Origin of the sequence: Cohnella sp. LGH, assembly GCF_017671885.1 — a bacterium.
GTDB classification, from domain to species: domain Bacteria; phylum Bacillota; class Bacilli; order Paenibacillales; family Paenibacillaceae; genus Cohnella; species Cohnella phaseoli.
In genome coordinates this window covers 5,504,874-5,522,599 of record NZ_CP072117.1, presented here as the reverse complement: position 1 = coordinate 5,522,599, position 17,726 = coordinate 5,504,874, and the positions used below count along the sequence as shown (strand labels likewise).

13 protein-coding genes are annotated in these 17,726 nt (G+C 51.8%); 12 read left to right on the top strand and 1 reads right to left on the bottom strand.

Features of this window, described 5'->3' with window-relative positions; all coding sequences use genetic code 11:
* Window positions 1–56 precede the first annotated feature (56 nt).
* The 11 genes from J4772_RS23520 to J4772_RS23470 all read left to right on the top strand — a co-directional run bounded on the left by J4772_RS23520 (window position 57) and on the right by J4772_RS23470 (window position 15,335).
* Window positions 57–1,277 carry an MFS transporter gene (locus J4772_RS23520; RefSeq protein ID WP_209071632.1) on the top strand — a complete coding sequence of 407 codons (1,221 nt, stop codon included), beginning with the start codon at window positions 57–59 and terminating at the stop codon, window positions 1,275–1,277.
* 246 nt (window positions 1,278–1,523) lie between these two features.
* On the top strand, window positions 1,524–3,278 hold the full coding sequence (locus tag J4772_RS23515) for a Rieske (2Fe-2S) protein (protein WP_209071631.1): 1,755 nt from the start codon (window positions 1,524–1,526) through the stop codon (window positions 3,276–3,278).
* A 216-nt stretch (window positions 3,279–3,494) separates the two neighbouring features.
* On the top strand, window positions 3,495–5,726 hold the full coding sequence (locus J4772_RS23510) for a hypothetical protein (protein ID WP_209071630.1): 2,232 nt from the start codon (window positions 3,495–3,497) through the stop codon (window positions 5,724–5,726).
* A 24-nt stretch (window positions 5,727–5,750) separates the two neighbouring features.
* Entirely contained in the window at window positions 5,751–6,920 is a 1,170-nt protein-coding gene (locus J4772_RS23505) for a HEAT repeat domain-containing protein (RefSeq protein ID WP_209071629.1), read from the top strand.
* An 82-nt stretch (window positions 6,921–7,002) separates the two neighbouring features.
* On the top strand, window positions 7,003–8,403 hold the full coding sequence (locus tag J4772_RS23500) for a glycosyltransferase family 2 protein (protein ID WP_209077381.1): 1,401 nt from the start codon (window positions 7,003–7,005) through the stop codon (window positions 8,401–8,403).
* 11 nt (window positions 8,404–8,414) lie between these two features.
* On the top strand, window positions 8,415–9,215 hold the full coding sequence (locus J4772_RS23495) for a response regulator (RefSeq protein ID WP_209071628.1): 801 nt from the start codon (window positions 8,415–8,417) through the stop codon (window positions 9,213–9,215).
* Window positions 9,216–9,240: 25 nt separating this feature from the next.
* On the top strand, window positions 9,241–10,593 hold the full coding sequence (locus J4772_RS23490; RefSeq protein ID WP_209071627.1) for a nucleotide sugar dehydrogenase: 1,353 nt from the start codon (window positions 9,241–9,243) through the stop codon (window positions 10,591–10,593).
* On the top strand, window positions 10,580–11,512 hold the full coding sequence (locus tag J4772_RS23485; RefSeq protein WP_209071626.1) for a hypothetical protein: 933 nt from the start codon (window positions 10,580–10,582) through the stop codon (window positions 11,510–11,512). Before J4772_RS23490 ends, J4772_RS23485 begins: the two co-directional genes overlap by 14 nt.
* Window positions 11,513–11,529: 17 nt before the next feature.
* Entirely contained in the window at window positions 11,530–12,888 is a 1,359-nt protein-coding gene (gene glmM / locus J4772_RS23480) for a phosphoglucosamine mutase (RefSeq protein WP_209071625.1), read from the top strand.
* Complete coding sequence (locus J4772_RS23475) at window positions 12,885–14,129, top strand: copper amine oxidase N-terminal domain-containing protein (RefSeq protein ID WP_371822724.1); 1,245 nt, start codon at window positions 12,885–12,887, stop codon at window positions 14,127–14,129. The genes glmM and J4772_RS23475 overlap by 4 nt, the downstream gene beginning before the upstream one ends.
* A gap of 186 nt (window positions 14,130–14,315) precedes the next feature.
* Window positions 14,316–15,335, top strand: a complete 1,020-nt coding sequence (locus J4772_RS23470; RefSeq protein WP_209071624.1) for an Rpn family recombination-promoting nuclease/putative transposase — start codon at window positions 14,316–14,318, stop codon at window positions 15,333–15,335.
* A gap of 80 nt (window positions 15,336–15,415) precedes the next feature.
* Here the strand turns inward: J4772_RS23470 and J4772_RS23465 are convergent, their stop codons facing one another.
* Complete coding sequence (locus J4772_RS23465) at window positions 15,416–16,312, bottom strand: LysR family transcriptional regulator (RefSeq protein ID WP_209071623.1); 897 nt, start codon at window positions 16,310–16,312, stop codon at window positions 15,416–15,418.
* 135 nt (window positions 16,313–16,447) lie between these two features.
* Between J4772_RS23465 and J4772_RS23460 the strand changes: the two genes are divergently transcribed.
* Window positions 16,448–17,710 carry an MFS transporter gene (locus J4772_RS23460; protein ID WP_209071622.1) on the top strand — a complete coding sequence of 421 codons (1,263 nt, stop codon included), beginning with the start codon at window positions 16,448–16,450 and terminating at the stop codon, window positions 17,708–17,710.
* The last annotated feature ends 16 nt before the right edge of the window (window positions 17,711–17,726 follow it).

Sequence of the window (17,726 nt, the reverse complement as noted above, 5' to 3'; positions counted from 1 at the left end):
AATTATGTACCGATCGGTACGTAATATGCTGCGGAATAAGGGGATGTACAACTAAAATGAAATTGACGAATTTATCGAAGACTGCTGCAGCGGAAGTCGATGGGATCGCTGCAGGCTCATCCGTATCTCGCAAGCTGGCGCTGCTGTTTGCGGCGACATGCGGATTGGCGGTTGCCAACATTTATTATGCTCAGCCGCTGCTTGACGTGTTGTCGAAAGAGTTCGCTATGGCGAATTCCACGATCGGCATCATTACGACGGCGACTCAAATATGCTATGCATTGGGCTTGTTGCTGCTAGTGCCGCTCGGCGACTTGTTGAATCAGCGCCGCTTGATCGTGGGTCAGATGTTGCTGTCTGTGGCCGCATTAGTCGTCGTCGGCACGGCTTCCTCGGCAGCGGTGTTGATTGCCGGGATCGCCGCAGTCGGATTGCTCGCCGTAATCGTGCAGACCATCGTCGCCTTCGCCGCAACATTGGCAGCACCATCCGAACGGGGGCGAGTCATCGGCCTGGTAACAAGCGGCGTCGTGATCGGAATTTTGCTGGCAAGAACCGTTGCGGGCATATTGACGGATTTGGCCGGCTGGCGCTCGGTTTACCTCGTCTCCGCCGCTATGACGCTGCTAATGGCCAGCATTCTGCTGCGGGCATTGCCGAACCGTTCGCGCGTCATAACCGATTTGACTTATTCGCATTTGATTCGTTCGGTTATATTGCTATTCGCTCAAGAAAAGGTATTGCGCGTTCGGGGTGTGCTGGGGCTGTTGATATTTGCGGCGTTCAGCATTTTGTGGACTTCGCTTGTACTGCCCCTTAGCTCCCCGCCGTTCTCGCTTTCGCACAGCGCGATTGGAGCTTTCGGTCTTGCCGGAGCGGCCGGTGCGTTGGCTGCAGCGGGGGCCGGTCGACTGGCCGATCGCGGCTTGGGCCAACGGACGACGGGCTGGGCGCTTTTCCTGCTGCTTGCGTCATGGCTGCCGATGAGTCTTATGTCGCAAACGCTGTGGGGATTGATTGTCGGGGTCATTCTTCTCGATTTTGCTGTGCAAGCCGTACATGTGACGAACCAAAGCCTGATTTTGAGCGTGCGCCCTGAAGCGCGCAGCCGTCTTACCGCCGCCTATATGATGTTTTATTCCTTCGGCAGCGCCGCCGGTGCGATTGCCGCCACGCTGACTTATTCCCGCGCAGGCTGGATAGGCGTATGCTGGCTTGGGGCCTTGGTAAGCGCCGTAGCGTTGCTTTTCTGGATACGGACTCGTCGAATTGTCTAAAGGCAGCAAAAATGCCCGATTTGGATCACGAAGCGAAAGGGGCAGCGGATTCGAAAGGTACACGAAATTAATTGGCATTGTTTCGTAATTGTTATTAGATTAGAATTAATATAAATAAGGGCGGTGAGTTGAACCAAAGACATCAAGGGATGGCCCAATGGAATGGAGAAAGGGAATGCAAGGGGTTCCCACTTCATAAGTTCAACCTAGCTCTGTCCGAGAATTTATAAAATAGGAGGAAAAGCAATGCGAACAGAGGAATGGATTTCTGCCGGAACGCTGGACCAACTGAAGTCTGACGGCGCCAAGGTCATCAAAGGGGGAATCGCCGTATTTGCCCATGAGGACGGAGCGGCGGCAGTGGACAATCGCTGTCCGCATCTCGGTTTTCCGCTTCACCTAGGCAGTCTGTGCGACGGAATATTGACCTGTCATTGGCATCATGCGCGCTTCGACATCTGCAGCGGCGGCACGCTTGATCCTTGGGCGGACGATGCGCTGGCTCACGACGTGAAGATAGAGAATGGGGAAGTATGGGTTAACACGGCGCCGCGGCAAACGATGAGTATTGAAAAGTTGAATCAGCGGCTGCGGGAAGGCTTGGAGCAGAACATCGGCATCGTCATTGCCAAAGCGGTTGTCGGTCTGATCGAGGCAGGCGTGTCCGAGGATGAAATCGTGCGAATCGGCATTTTGTACGGGACATCGCTAAGCAGCGGTTGGGGCAGCGGCTTGACGATTCTGACCGCTATGCGCAACGTTCTTCCGAAGCTCGATAAGCAAGGCCGCATCCTGGCGCTCTATCACGGACTTGTACACGTTGCCCGCGCCGGGGCTGGCCGCGCACCTCGCCACTTGCTTGGTCCGCTGCCGTCTGCGGACACTTCACCGAAGCGACTCGCCGACTGGTACCGCAACTGTGTCGAAGTCCGCGATTCGCAAGGAGCGGAGAAAGTGCTGCTGACCGCGGTTGCCGCCGGCATGTCGTCGGATGAACTTGCAGATATGCTGCTTACTGCGGTCACGGACCATTTCTATTTGGACGGAGGGCATACGTTCGACTTTCATAATAAAGCGTTCGAAGCGCTTGATGCGCTTGGGCCGGACGCTGCCGAAATCATACTTGCCTCGCTCACGCCTCTGATGAGAAATCCGTCGCGCAGCGAAGAGCAGCATCATTGGCAATCGCCGATCGATCTGGTTACGCCCTTGAAGCAAGCCTTTGAACAATTACGGAGCGATGATTTGTCCGGAAAGCCCGCCACCTCCGCCTTTAATGAAGACGCTTTCGTAGATCAGCTGCTCGGGGACCAACCCCTTGCAACGATTCAACAAATATCCGATGCGCTGTTGGGGGGCGTTGCTCCTGCTAGGTTAGCCCGACTCATTACTCTGGCGGCCGCGGAACGCATCGCACGCTTCCATACCCAGAACGACTTCGGGGATTGGCTGGCCGTGCTGCATACGTTTACTTACGCACATGCCGTGCACGAAAGGCTGCTGCGTTCGCAGGAGCCTCTGCTGTACCGCGCATTGTTTTATGGGGCGATCGCGATTTATCATGACCGTTTCTTGAACGTTCCGCGCGCTCCAAAGCCGAAGAAGGACGAATACAAGGCGGGCATAGCCGAAGCCTCGACCGAGGACTTGCTCTCGCTGCTGGATCGACGCCAGCAGGTGGAAGAGGCGGCCGGCTGGGTTGCCGCCTACCTGGACTCCGGCCGCGACCATGCGCCGCTGCTCAATACGCTCGGTCACAGCTTGCTGCGAGAAGACGCGGAATTTCATTCTTTTCAAATGTACGAGGCCGCAATCGCCGAATATGACCACTGGCGCGCCATGAACGGAACCGAAGCGTTGGCGGATCGCGCCGCGAATACGATGCTGATCGCATGCGCCCGCTATCTTGCCGCCCATGCTCCGACAGCAAGAGAGATGCCGCATACGGCTCGGATCGCCTGGCGACTGCACCGCGGCGAACGGCTTTTTGAGTCCGATTAAGTTGCCCTGTATTAATTCTGAATAAGTAATTTCTAAAAATGCGTTAATGTTTCATAAAGTATATCCAATTCGTTATTTAAAGGCTATCTCCGCTCTTAAGCGAGGGGGTAGCCTTTTTCTTTTACACAGAATTCGAGAGAAGGAACGGCTAGATTTATTAAAGTTCTAAAAAATAATTAATGCCGAAAAGGCATAGGTCTGTGCTAAATTAAGGCAATGAAAAAGTTACTCAAAAACGGCTTTATCCGATTAGGACTTGTTGTCGTCGTCGTGGGCGGGGCGGTCGCCTATTGGCTGATGCCGCCAATCGCCAAGGTAGAAAGCGCCGAGATCGGCAATGGCGTTAAAGTGAAATTCAAAACGAACGGAACGCAAATCGAACAATTTCAAAACCAGTCATGGAATCCTTATTTCGCCAAAGGGGTGAATATGGGAGCTGCGGTTCCGGGACATTTCCCCGGCGAGCTCGAGATTTCAAAAGACGACTATATGAGATGGTTTGAAATGATTCAAGAGATGGGCGCCAACGTTATTCGCGTGTACACCGTACTTAAACCGGAGTTTTACGAGGCTCTGGTCCGATATAATGCGAAGCATCGGGATAATCCGCTCTTTTTTATTCAAGGGGTGTGGAGTCCGGAAGAGCAATTGATCGAGGGGCAGAACGCATTTGATCCGAAGGTTAAACAGAAGTTTGAAAAAGAGATTCAAGAGGCTGTAGAAGCTGTGTACGGAAATATCGATCTGGAAGCCGAAGAGCATTCCGGCAAAGCCAGCGGCAGCTATGTCTTTAATGCCGGTCCTTATCTCATGAGCTGGATCGTCGGCACGGAATGGGACCCTGTGATGGTGGTCAAGACGAATAAGAACAATCCGGACGTTGCGGATTATAAGGGCGAGCATTTTCAAAGCCAACCCGGAGCAAGTCCCTTTGAAAAATGGTTGGCCGAGATGGTCGACATCACGGCTGCCACGGAAGCCGAGCACGGATGGCAGCATCCGATCGCCTTCTCGAATTGGGTAACGACTGATCCGCTGGAGCATCCGGGCGAGCCGCTCGTTGCCGAGGATATGGTCAGCGTCGATCCGACGCATATCGCGGCCGTCGATTGGGATGCCGGTTATTTTGCCTCCTATCACGTGTACCCTTACTATCCGGATTTCTTCACCTTCGACAAATCGTTCCAAACGATGAAAAACGACAAAGGCGAAGCGGATAGCTACAAAACCTATCTCCACAAGCTGAAGGAATATCATAACGAGATGCCGATTATGATTACCGAATTCGGCGTTCCCGCCTCGCAAGGAATTGCCCATACCGGCATGCTGGGGCGCGATCAGGGCGGTCACGACGATAAGGAGCAGGGGGAGATGGATGCGGATATGTTCCGTCAGATCCATCAGGAGGGATACTCCGGAGCGATTCTGTTTACGTGGCAGGACGAATGGTTTAAGAAAACATGGAACACGATGCATTACGACGTTCCCGATCGCCGGGCCTACTGGTATAACACGCTCACGAACGAATCCCATTTCGGCGTACTCGGTATGTATCCGAGCAAAGACGATAAGATCCACATCGACGGGGACGCTTCGGACTGGGACAAGCTGGATAACGGAGACAAGACAAAGCTGGAGCTGCAGAGCGAAGGATTTAACGAAATATGGGCCACGCATGACGAAGGTTATCTATACCTCTTGGTTAATTTTTCCGAATCTTTAGAATTTTCTAATCATTCAATCTATCTGGGCTTTGACACTTTAAAAGGCGGCAATCGCCATGCTCCGCAGCTCCAAGGAAAGACGCTGGACGAGGGCTTGGAGACGTTAATCGAGCTCGGCGACGAGGACGAAGGCCGGATGATGATTGCCTCCAATTACGATTTCCATACCCGGTACTATGGTCATCTATCGAAAATATTAGCTTTTGATCCCAAAGAGCTGCAGGACGATAGCGGACTTTTTAAGCCATGGAAATTGGTCGTGAATTATTTGCTGGAACATCCGGATGCCCGGTTCGATCATCCCTTCGGAGATATCGACGTCGGAGACTTGCGAAGAGGAACGAGCAACCCGCATGATCCGAATTATAATTCGAAGGCGATGTGGCAGGTCAAAGGCAATACGCTGGAAATTCGGATTCCGTGGATGCTGCTTGGATTCAGCGACCCGAGCTCGCTCAGCGCCATTAGCTACACGGATACCGGAACGAAAGAATTCGAATCGGTGAAAGTCGAAGGCGTTCGCCTCGTTCCCTGGATCGTCAGCAAAGATTCGCAAAAGGTGATCGGTCTCGAAGGCAGCGATCCGTATCCGGTATCGAAGCTTCCGTTTTACGCGTGGGACAGGTGGGAGGATGTCGATGTCGATTATGTGGAACGCCCGAAACAAAGCTACTACACGATGCAAAAAGCGATGCGCGAAGTCAATCAACCGGTAACTGAATAAAGCGAAGAGAGGAAGGATTTATTTGTGTATATCAACATCGAAGTGGCGATCCAATTTCTATACGTACTTCTTATTTTGAATCTCGTATTCGCTTTGGCCGTCTATGCCTTGAAAATCAAAAGTGTGAGCAAAGCCAGAACGGAGCGCAGGTTCGAGGTCAAAATCAAAGATTATCTCACCTACATCCAATTGAATATCGAAGGAACAGAACCGTTAAACGCACCGCCGTTTGCATTAAGCAAAATGGAACGAGAAGCGCTGCAGGAACGCTTGAACGAGATGATCGAGAACTTTACCGGAGCTCCTCGCGAGAAATGCATGGAGCTCTGCGTCCGCCTGGGGCTGGCGCAAAAACACCTTAATCGTCTGAGCAAAGGCGTCTATTCCGCGAAAATCGATGCGGCGTATCACTTAGGCTGCATGAGAGTTCGGGAAGCCGTTCCGGCTTTGCTCAAGCTGCTCCGAACGCATAAACGGAATTCGTCCCTCTTCGTCGTCGCCCGCTCGATTGCGAAATGCGCTCGCGATGAACAGGACGTCAAAGAAATGGTACAGATTCTTCTGAAGCATAACAAAGGCTTTTACGAGCTGCTTGTCGACATGATTAAGGAAGCGGACATCGATCATCGGGCGCTGTTTGCGGAATTTCTGCAACGGGACACCCATGAATTCATCCGAATCGGTCTGTGCGGATTGAAGGAGTATACCGAGCCGACGGCGGCATCGGCCGTCTATCGTCTTCTCGATTCCCCGGATAGCACCATTCAGTATAAAGCCGTGGAAATCTATCTGAAATCCGTTCATTTTATACCCAGAAACGTCGTTCAAAAGCTGCTCAGGCACCCGTTGGACGAGGTGCGCGTTCTGGCGGCTCAAGCGATCGCGGATCTGAAGCTGGTTCCGTATATCGATGTTATGAGAGGCGCCTTATTGGATGAAAGCAAGCGGGTATCCGCCGCCAGCGCGAACGGGCTGTTGCTGCTCGGAGAAGAAGGAGCCGCCCAATTGTGCGAAGTCGCCGCAGAAGCAAGAGGATCGGAGCAAGGGGAATTCCTCCGAACGCTTATTGAGGAACAAATCGAGGCCCTTTCCAGCCGGCACCACGAACTTGATCGGCTGACGCGATATAATTCGTTGACTTACCATTACGAAAAAGCGTTCGGCAAAAACAAACGAATCTATCGCGTTGTGTAGTTAGCCGATTTAGGAGGATGGGTTAGGAGGAAACCGAAGCATGAGAATATTCGAATATTATTTGCAGCAGTTTTTAAACTTCTTGCGCGACTTATTACTGGGCTACGGCTACTTTGCGATGTATTATGCCTTGGCGATTACTTTCATTTATTTTCTGATTTTCGCTTTATCGATTCGCCATACTTCGCCTCTTCAAAGAGGGATTCGCTACAATCGCATTCAGAAGCTGTCCGGTTCCGAACACTTGCCGCCGGTGTCCTTGTTAGTCCCGGCGTTTAACGAAGAATTAATGATCAAAGAAAACGTAAGATCCTTGTTGGCTTTGAACTATCCGGAATACGAGGTTATCGTCGTGAATGACGGCTCCAATGACGATACGACCCGAATTATGATCGAAGAGTTCCAGCTTCAAGAGATTCAGCCTTTTGTCGCCAAACCTATTAAAACCGAGAAGGTCAGAGGCTATTATCATAATCCCGAGTATCCGAATTTGTTTTTCATTGATAAAGAAAACGGAGGCAAAGCGGACTCCTTAAACGCAGGAATCAACCTTTCCCGCCATTCTCTGATTTCGACGATCGATGCCGATTCGCTGCTGGAGAAAGACGCGCTAACCCGAATCGCCAGAGTGTACATGGAAAATCCCGAAGAGACTGTGGCGGTCGGCGGAAACGTACGAATCGTGAACAGCTGTACGGTAGAAGACGGGATCGTCAAAAAAATCCGTTTTCCGCAAAAAGTGTGGCCGGCGCTGCAGAACGTAGAGTATATCAAAGCTTTCTTGGGCGGCCGGATCGGCTGGAGCGCCATTAACGGATTGATCATCGTGTCCGGCGCCTTCGGCGTTTTTCAGAAGGATAAGGTCATCGCCGTAGGCGGATATCGCGGCGGATATCCCGGAGAAGACATGAACATCGTCATCAAGCTTCACCGTTATTGCCTGGAAAATAAAATCCCTTACCATGTCGCTTTTTGCCCGGACGCCGTATGTTGGACGCAAGCGCCGGATACTTATCGGATACTAAGCAGCCAACGGAAGCGCTGGGGCCGCGGGAACTTGAAAAACATGGTCGAAGAAGGGTTCCATATGATTTTCCGCCCTCGGTACAAAGTGTTCGGGCTTTTAACGCTTCCGTATAACGTATTGTTTGAAACCTTGAACCCATATTTTCGCTTAAGCGGTCTGATTGCGATGCTGGGGTACTGGCTGCTGAATATGGCGGATTGGAAAACCGTCGTCGTCTTTATGCTGGTGAACTTTTTCTCCTGTTTCATTCTGAGCCTCGGCGCTTTGTTTATCGAGGAAAAAGCGTTTAATCGTTATCCGAAACTGAGCGATCTCCACAAAATGATGCTGTACTCTGTTCTCATGTTTTTTGGTTACCGACAAGTCGGCGTGCTGTGGAGATTAATGGGACACATCGACTTCTTCCGCAACAACAATACGTGGGGAACGATGGTTCGTACCAATTTTAATAAATAGGAGTGGAGATCATGGCCGTCATTCGCAACAGCATTCAGGAAACGACGTTGCAGCTTTTACAATTCATCCATGTGGCGACCCGAAAGAGCGCTTCGTGCGGAGTCATTCTGGCTCCTTGCGCGGACTTGAGTCCAAGAACGCTCGAACAGGCGAAAGGGGTGATAAGCAAGAACGACATCTCTCTGTCGGTCCAATTATTCTATGACGATTCGAATCAGGTTTTATGCGCGGTACTGGACGGCGGTACATTGGGCAGCACCCATTATGCATCGCTCGTATTGAAGGATTTCCTTCAACCTCGGCGTCTGCTGCACGGACGATTAATCGTGTCCAGCTTTCCGGAGAGCGGAAAGCCGACCGAGTCCGCAATCGCGGATTTCATTCAGCAGGCGATCCGGAGCAAAGGCAACGATGGGGACATTCGTTTTCTTACGTCGGACGATGCCGCGACTTCTGTACTCATTGCCGAGCCCGACGATCTCGTGCGCGAATTCATCAAGATCCGCTTGGAGCTGAAAGGGTATCGCGTCTATGAGGCGCAAGACGGACAAGAGGCTTACGATGTGTTCTTCCGGGAATTGCCGGACCTCGTCATTACCGAGTTAAATATGCCGATTCTGGATGGATATCAGCTGATTCGCAGCATCCAACGCCATGAACCGAATGAAGGCAAGGTGATCGTTCTGACGGACAATCATCTCGCGGACAACAGGAGCCGCGCTTACGAGTCGGGAGCTGCCGATTACGTGACCAAGCCGCTGTCGATCTCCGAATTGGAATGGAAAATCAAGAGACTGGCTGGAAACCTTTAACTTGAAAACGCGAGGAGCGGATAGTATGACATACAACATCTTAAAAGAAAATCTGCAAAATAAAACGGCGAAAGTCGGCGTCGTAGGTCTGGGATACGTCGGTTTGCCGCTAGCGATGGAAATGGTAAAAGGCGGTTTTACCGTATATGGCATTGACTTGGATAACCGTAAAGTAGAGTCCCTTCTTGGCGGCGAATCCTACATTCAAGACGTGCCGAGTCCCGTCGTGGCCGATGCCGTGAGCAGCGGGAAATTCGTGCCGACGAACCGCTTCGAAACGATGCGGGAGTTGGATACGATCAGCATCTGTGTGCCGACCCCCCTCAGCGAAAACCAGGATCCGGACACTTCCTTTATTGTGAGCGTTGTGAACGAAATCAAGAAATATATCCGCAAAGGAACGTTGATCGTTCTTGAAAGCACGACATATCCCGGAACGACGGAAGAGTTAATCGAATACGAGCTTGAGGCTCTGGGATTAAAGGCCGGTCGGGACTTCTTCCTCTGTTTCTCCCCGGAGCGTGTAGACCCGGGCAATCCCAACTACAATACGTACAATACGCCCAAGGTCATCGGCGGCACGACGGAGAGATGCAAAGAGCTCGGGGTATCGCTGTACAACAACGTGGTCAAAACCGTCGTTCCGGTGTCTTCGCCTAAAGTCGCGGAGATGTCCAAGCTGCTGGAAAATACGTTTCGCAGCATCAACATCGCTTTCGTCAACGAATTGGCCATGATGTGCGATCGAATGGCGATTGACGTATGGGAAGTCATTCGGGCCGCCTCTACGAAACCGTTCGGATTTATGGCCTTCTATCCGGGTCCGGGAATCGGCGGGCATTGCATCCCGCTGGACCCGATGTATCTATCCTGGAAAGCCAAAGAATTCCGCTTTTACAGCAAGTTTATCGAATTGGCCCAGTCGATTAACGATAATATGCCGGAATACGTTCTGAACAAGACGGCTCAAGTGCTGAACGTATACGCCAAATCGATCCGCAACTCTAAAGTATTGCTGCTGGGCATGTCCTACAAGCCGGACATCGACGATCTGCGCGAATCTCCCGGCCTGGAAATCTATGAATTGTTCAAAAAAAGCGGAGCAAAGGTGGAATATTACGATCCGTACGCAACTTCGTTCCAGGACGAACAGGGCCGCAGCGTTCATACGGTGAAATACGATCCGGACGCCTTTGCCCAATACGATTGCATGGTGTTGATCACCAATCATCGCAGCTTCAGCTATCATGAGCTGGCGGAAATGGGCGTTCCGATTATCGATACGCGCAATGCTTTTGCAGACATTAAGTCGGATAACATTCATAAGCTAGGAACCGGAATTCAACACCAAGACGTGAAAGTTCTTGTCGGCGCTTAAATCCAACATTCCCAGCAAGCTCCCGCCTCTTAAAATGATTTTGATCGCCATGCTGGTCTGCGTGGCGATCGCAACGGTTCTTATGCTGAAAGACCGCTTCGACAAGCCGTCGATTATGGCGACTTGGGTATGGGATACAACGGCTTTAATAGAAGACAAAAACGAAATACTCGCATTTGCCGAAGATCAAGGAGTGAACGTAATCTTCCTGCACATCGATCGCGAATCCCAAGATTTTGAACCGTACCGGGCTTTCGTCGAGGAAGCGCACGGGTTGGGAATCGAGGTCGAAGCGCTGGGAGGAGACCCCACCTGGGGATTAACCGATTATCGACGGGAGATCGACTCTTTTATCGGGTGGATGGAAGACTATCGGAACGCGGTGAGCGAACAAGCCGCATTTGACGGCATCCATGTCGATATTGAGCCTTATCTGCTGGAGGGATGGGAACAGGATCGTGACGATGCTGTAAGCCAATGGATGGATAACGCGGCATATTTAGTTGACAGGGCCAAGCGGGTCGGCTTCTTGCGGGTATCGGCCGATCTCCCTTTCTGGATTCATAAGATTCCCGCCCGATCCGGCGAGAGCTTGGGAGCTTGGATGCTGGAGCGGTTCGACCGCGTTGTGCTGATGAATTATCGGAATTTCGCCATCGGCGATAACGGAATTGTAGAACATGCTTTGCCGATGATCAAGGAAGGAACCCGAGCGGGGAAGCCCGTGATCATTGGTCTGGAAACGGCGCCTTCGGACGAAGGGGAGCACGTTACTTTTTTCGGCCAGGACGCCTCCAGCTTACAGCGGCAAATGCAGTTGAGCCATAAGGCTATGCGTCGGTATTCCGGATATGAAGGCTTCTCCATCCATGACTACAAGAGCTGGAAGGGAGCCGCGGAATCCGGCCTGCAGGAATGAAAGGAAGGACGATACGTATGGGGAAATATTTCGGTACCGACGGTGTACGCGGCGTAGCTAACGGGACGTTAAGTCCTGAATTGGTATTTCGTTTAGGACGACTAGGCGGATATGTGTTAACTCGGAACAAGCAGGGGAAACGTCCGAAAATAATGATCGGGCGGGATACCCGCGTTTCGGGGGAGATGCTGGAAGCGGCTCTTGTCGCAGGCTTATTGTCGATTGGCGCCGACGTTCTCCGATTAGGCGTTATTTCTACGCCGGGCGTGGCGTATTTGACGAAAGCAAGGGGAGCGGATGCGGGGGTGATGATTTCCGCATCCCATAATCCAGTGGAGGATAATGGGATTAAATTTTTCGGAGGCGACGGATTTAAGCTGTCGGACGAGATCGAAGCGGAGATCGAAGCGCTGCTGGATGCGGATGCGGATCGCATTCCGCGTCCGATCGGCGCCGGCGTCGGTGCGGTGCAGGACGACCTCGAAGGGGGACAAGCCTATCTTTCCTACTTAAAGGCGACGGTTAATCATCGCTTCGAAGGGCTTAAAGTGGTCGTGGATTGCGCCAACGGAGCGGTGTCGAGGTTGGCGCCCCGGCTTTTCCGCGACTTGGGAGCAGATACGGTGGTGTTGTCCCATCAACCGGACGGCTTGAATATTAACGATGGATGCGGCTCTACGCACCCCGAAGCGGTTCAGCGGGCGGTGTTGGAGCATCGGGCCGACCTCGGCCTTTCCTTCGATGGGGATGCGGATCGGCTTATTGCCGTCGATGAGAAGGGGACGATCGTGGACGGAGACCATATCCTCTACATTCTGGCTGAATTCATGAAGAAGCGTCAACGCTTGAAGAATGATACGGTAGTGTCTACCGTCATGAGCAACTTGGGCTTCTACAAGGCGCTGGAGCGGAAGGGGATCGCGACCAAACAAACCAAAGTCGGAGACCGCTACGTTTTGGAGGAAATGCTGCAAGGCGGCTATAATCTGGGCGGGGAGCAGTCGGGCCATATCGTGATGCTGGACTATGGCACGACCGGAGACGGCATGCTGTGCGCGATTCAACTGATGGACGTCTTGAAATCCGAGTCCGAATCTCTAAGCGAGCTTGCGCGAGGCATGACCAAGTATCCGCAGCTGCTGATCAACGTTCAAGTCGAGGACAAGTCGAAGCTGGCGGGAAATCCGAAAGTCGAAGGAGCCATCAGATCGGTAGAGAATCGGATGGACGGGAGCGGGAGAGTGCTCGTTCGCCCTTCAGGGACGGAATCGATCGTGCGAGTGATGGCGGAAGGCCCGAATGAACAAGAGCTTGCCGGCTTTGTCGGGCAAATCGTCGCTGCGATTAAGGAAGAATTGGCATTCAGCGGTAGATGATGAAGAAATGGCTGATCTGGATTTGGGTCATCGTCCTATGCGTATCGCTTGTCGTACCCGTCGCTGCCGCCGCTTCCCAAATCCGAATCGTCGTAAACGGCGAGAAGGTAGATTTTCCGGATGCGCCCCCGTATATCGATCGCCAATCGAACCGTACGATGGTCCCGGCAAGATTCGTATCGGAAAAGCTGGGCGCCAAGATGGAGTGGAACAAGGATTCCAACCAAGTCGCTTTCTCGATGCCGAATAGAACGATCCTTGTAACGATCGGCCAAAACAACGCGAAAGCGGCGAATGGAGAGACGATAACGCTCGATACGCCGGCGGTGATCAAAAACAACCGCGTTATGATCCCGCTGCGGCTGATCGGCGAGCTTTTTCAAGCTCAAGTGGAGTGGGATGCGCAGCATAGGCTGGCCGTCGTGACGACTCCGCCGAAAATTCCTAAAGGCACGTGGATTTGGGATAGCCGCATCATTGAAAACGATCGGGATCGAATTCTCGGCTTTGCAAGCGAGCACGACGTAAATGCCATCTACCTTCACATGAATAGAGATATTGCGCCTAAGGTATATGCAGATTTCATTCGAAGCGCCAAAGAACGGAAAATTCGAGTGGAGGCTCTGGCCGGTCGTCCCGATTGGGGGCTTAAATCTAAACAGGATCAAATAAAAGCATTTATGGCATGGGTTCGGCAGTACAACGCATCCGTTAAGTCGGAAGAGCGCTTTGCCGGTCTGCATTTCGATATCGAACCTTATCTGCTGGCTGAATGGGATGCCAATAATCGGATGATTCTTGAAAACTGGTTACATAATTTGAGATTCATTGAGCAGGAAGCCAAAGGCAGCGGATTAGAAATTGCGTTGGACGTCCCTTTTTGGCTTCATAATGTTAAAGTGCCCGACACCGAATACAGCTTCAGCGCATGGCTGCTTGAGAAGTTCGACAGTCTTGTGATTATGGATTATCGCAATCATGCCTTGGGGAAAGACGGGATCGTCGCCAACGCCCAAGCGATGTTGAAGGAAGCCTCTGCTCTCGGCAAGTCTTTGATCATTGCGGTGGAAACCGCTAGAAGCTTGGAAGGCGATCGCGTGTCCTTCTATTCCAAGAATCCGAATTTCATGGATCAAGAGCTGCAAACCGCTCATCGAGAGCTATCCCAGCATGCCGGTTATGCCGGAATGGCAATCCACGATTATAGAAGCTGGGTTGCGATGGTTGGGAGCTCGGAGTGAGGGGGGATTTAGGAATAGCCCTTCATCTCACAGTGATGAGGGGGATGCGTAGTCGTCAAAATCAGGCGGCATTTATATGGCTCGAAAAGCGGTAAGTCCCATTTGGCAGCGGGGCTTGCCGCTTTTCATTGTTTCGATAACCAGAAATAGATATAATTTACTAAAAAGGATCGGGGGACTATTGCTATGGGCTCAAATTCGAATTCTGAAAGCCTGCACCAGCGACACGACACCTCGTATCGTTTTTTATTATCGAGTAAAAAGCTGTTTGTTGAACTTCTTCGTTCCTTCATAGATAGAGGCTGGGTGCAGGCGGTAGACGAGGAGCACGTTCAGGAGATTCCGCATTCCTTCGTGCTTCAGGATTTCAAGCGTCAAGAGGCGGATCTGGTGTATCGGGTTAACTTGAACGGACAAGACGTCGTGTTTTACCTGCTGTTGGAGATGCAATCGAGTGTAGATTATCGCATGCCTTACCGGCTGCTGCTGTATCAGGTAGAAATTTGGCGTTATTTATTACAGAACGAGGAAGCTTCACTTGCCAACCGGAAAAGCTTTCAATTGCCGCCGATTATTCCGATTGTATTGTATAATGGGAAGAAGAAGTGGAGCGCCGAGCGGCAGTTTCGCAGCCTGTTGGCTAATGAAGAGATGTTTGGCTCGGAATTGCTGAATTTTGAATATTTGTTTATTGACGTAGCGCGATATACAGAAGATGAGCTGCTATCGTTGTCCAACACGATCGGCTCTGTGTTTTTGCTGGATCAGACGGAAGACAGACAGCAGTTGTTAAGCCGTCTTGGCAAGCTGATGGGCACCATCCAGCGAATGCCGGAGGATAGCCAGCAGAAATTTATGGCGTGGATGGCCAATATCTTTTTGCAAAAGCTGCCGGAGAATGAACCGAACCTGCAGCAATTTATCCAAAATGTGAAAGGAGATGCATCGTACATGGCGCTGGAAAAAGTTTTGGACGATATTGAGCGTGAGGGTGAGCTTAGGGGGAGACTCGAAGGTAGACTTGAAGGAAAGATTGAAGGAAAGATTGAAGGAAAGATTGAAGGAAAGATTGAAGGAAAGCTCGAGGAAAGGGAACAAGTTGCAATGCGGATGATTGAGGAGCAGTTGGACGCTGATCTGATTTCCCGAGTAACCGGCTTTTCTCTGGATAAGATCGATCAATTACGTGCACAGGGTAACAATTGAAACAGAATAAAATTATTCGCCCTTGATCTCAGCAGCCGATCAAGGGCGTTATTTTGTTCGCTCGGGGAAATTTGGAACGGCTAATCATAAAGCTCCCGCTGCATGTGCCTATAGCTCTCGATAATGTATTCCCGAAATTGTTTGGCAGCCAGCGACAAATAGTGTCTCCTCGACCACGCGATCCAGGTCGTTCTTTTGAAATCCCGATTCACGATCTGCAGCTTCTTAAGACCGGCCCGAGATCGCGCCCTGAAGGAGAGCTCGGGCATAAACGCGATTCCCAGCCCTTGCCCAACTAAGCGTGCGATGCCGTCCGGCTCGTCCACCTCAAACGTAATGTTCGGCTTGAAATCCGCTTGGCGGCACAGGTCGTCCATTAAATCGCGGAAGGAAAATCCGGTATTCATGCTGATAAACGGCTCGTTCGCCAGCTCTTCGAGCGTGACGCTATCGCGTTCGGCCAGCCTGTGCTCGGAAGAGGCCGCGATCCATACCTGTTCCGTCATCAGCGCTTGCCATTCCAAATCCGCCCCTTCGGCTTGAACGGAGCTGATCCATAGATCGATGTCTCCGTCCTCTAACCGTTGAATCATCTCGGCGGTAGGGCCGAGGATTTGCCGAAAATGAACGGACGGATGCTGCTGAATAAACGGTCCGATCAGCTCCGGAAGCACGCTCGTAATCGATACGCCCAGCCGGATGCTGCCTCGGGCAAGTCCGGCCATTTCGCGTATTTGTCGTTCCCCTTCCTCCAGCTCGCGAAAAGCCCGATCCACTCTCTCCAAATAAACCCGTCCGAACTGGTTCAACCGAATTTGCCGCCCTTGGCGATCGAATAGCGCAACTCCGACCGCTTCCTCCAGTCGGGCGATCGTCTTGCTTAGAGAAGGCTGGGCAATGTGCAATTGCTCTGCCGCCTGCGTCATATGCTCTAACCGAGCAACCGTCTGAAAATACTTTAATTGAAGCCATTCCATTGCCTCTGCAGCCCCTCTTCCCTCGATATATAGACTCAAGGCTATCAATCGATAACTAACTATGTATTATACAGCAGATCATTCGCTTTTTATAATGGATAATGTCGATTATACGCATCAGGAAAGAGGTTAATTATGAATCATTCTTTAGGCAAAGAAAGCATTTGGAACCAACCCAAAGCGGTATGGGCGATCGTGTTTGCTTCCATAATCGCTTTTATGGGACTGGGGCTCGTCGATCCGATTCTCCCGGCGATTGCGGAGAAGCTCAATGCTTCCGCGAGCCAGGTGACTTTATTATTTACCAGCTATAATTTGGTTATGGCGGTCGCCATGCTAGTGACAGGGGCAATTTCGTCCAGACTCGGCGTCAAATGGACGCTGATGTGCGGGATCGTCATCATCGCCTTGTTCTCTGCGCTTGGCGGAAACTCCGGCGGCATATGGGAGCTCGTCTGGCTTAGAGGAGGCTGGGGGCTGGGCAATGCTCTGTTTGTGGCAACGGCTTTGTCGGCGATTGTGTCGTTCTCGCGGCTGGGCGTAGCCAAGGCGATTATTTTATACGAAGCAGCCATCGGGCTGGGAATTTCCGTTGGACCGCTGCTTGGCGGCAGCCTTGGCTCTATCTCTTGGAGAGGGCCTTTTTACGGCGTGGCGTGTTTGATGGGACTTGCGTTCCTGCTGCTCTTGATTATGATGCCCTCCCGCCATCCGAATGTTGTATTGACGAAGACGGCCGTATCGGGCGTCCCTGCTGCGCCGATCGCATCAACTGCACCAACTGCACCGGCTCAAAAAACATCTCTTCTGGACCCGTTCCGCGCTCTAAAATATCCGGCGCTACTGATTCTGGGCATTGCGGCGCTGCTGTACAATTTCGGATTTTTCACGCTGCTCGCGTACTCTCCGTTTGTCATGCATCTGAACGAAAAGGGTCTCGGCTACGTGTTCCTCGGTTGGGGCTTGCTGCTCGCCGTCACTTCCGTCTTTATGGCTCCATGGCTGGAGAGAAAGCTGGGCACGATCAAAGCTATGTGCCTAATGCTGACCTTATTCGCTTTGACGCTGATTGCGATGGGAATCTGGACTTCGACCAGAGAAGTCGTGATTGCGGCCGTCATCCTCGCGGGCGGCTTCCTTGGCAACAACAATACGCTGATTACGACGGCCGTCATGCACGCTGCCCCGGTCGAACGCTCGACAGCTTCGGCGGCATACAGCTTCCTCCGTTTTCTTGGCGGGGCGGCAGCGCCTTTTTTTGCCGGCAAGCTGGCCGAATGGTTTAATCCGCATGTTCCGTTTTACGTTGGCGGCGCTTTTGTACTGATATCGGTTCTGTTCATTTTGGCGACGCGTAAGCATTTACGCCATATCGATCCGGCCGGTTCCGCCCATTAGTGTGTCGAAGTTGATC

Bases quoted from the DNA above. Each gene is read 5' to 3' on its own strand.
- J4772_RS23520 (WP_209071632.1), top strand. From the start codon at position 57: ATGAAATTGACGAATTTATCGAAGACTGCTGCAGCGGAAGTCGATGGG.
- J4772_RS23515 (WP_209071631.1), top strand. From the start codon at position 1,524: ATGCGAACAGAGGAATGGATTTCTGCCGGAACGCTGGACCAACTGAAG.
- J4772_RS23510 (WP_209071630.1), top strand. From the start codon at position 3,495: ATGAAAAAGTTACTCAAAAACGGCTTTATCCGATTAGGACTTGTTGTC.
- J4772_RS23495 (WP_209071628.1), top strand. From the start codon at position 8,415: ATGGCCGTCATTCGCAACAGCATTCAGGAAACGACGTTGCAGCTTTTA.
- J4772_RS23490 (WP_209071627.1), top strand. From the start codon at position 9,241: ATGACATACAACATCTTAAAAGAAAATCTGCAAAATAAAACGGCGAAA.
- glmM (WP_209071625.1), top strand. From the start codon at position 11,530: ATGGGGAAATATTTCGGTACCGACGGTGTACGCGGCGTAGCTAACGGG.
- J4772_RS23475 (WP_371822724.1), top strand. From the start codon at position 12,885: ATGATGAAGAAATGGCTGATCTGGATTTGGGTCATCGTCCTATGCGTA.
- J4772_RS23470 (WP_209071624.1), top strand. From the start codon at position 14,316: ATGGGCTCAAATTCGAATTCTGAAAGCCTGCACCAGCGACACGACACC.
- J4772_RS23465 (WP_209071623.1), bottom strand. From the start codon at position 16,312: ATGGAATGGCTTCAATTAAAGTATTTTCAGACGGTTGCTCGGTTAGAG.
- J4772_RS23460 (WP_209071622.1), top strand. From the start codon at position 16,448: ATGAATCATTCTTTAGGCAAAGAAAGCATTTGGAACCAACCCAAAGCG.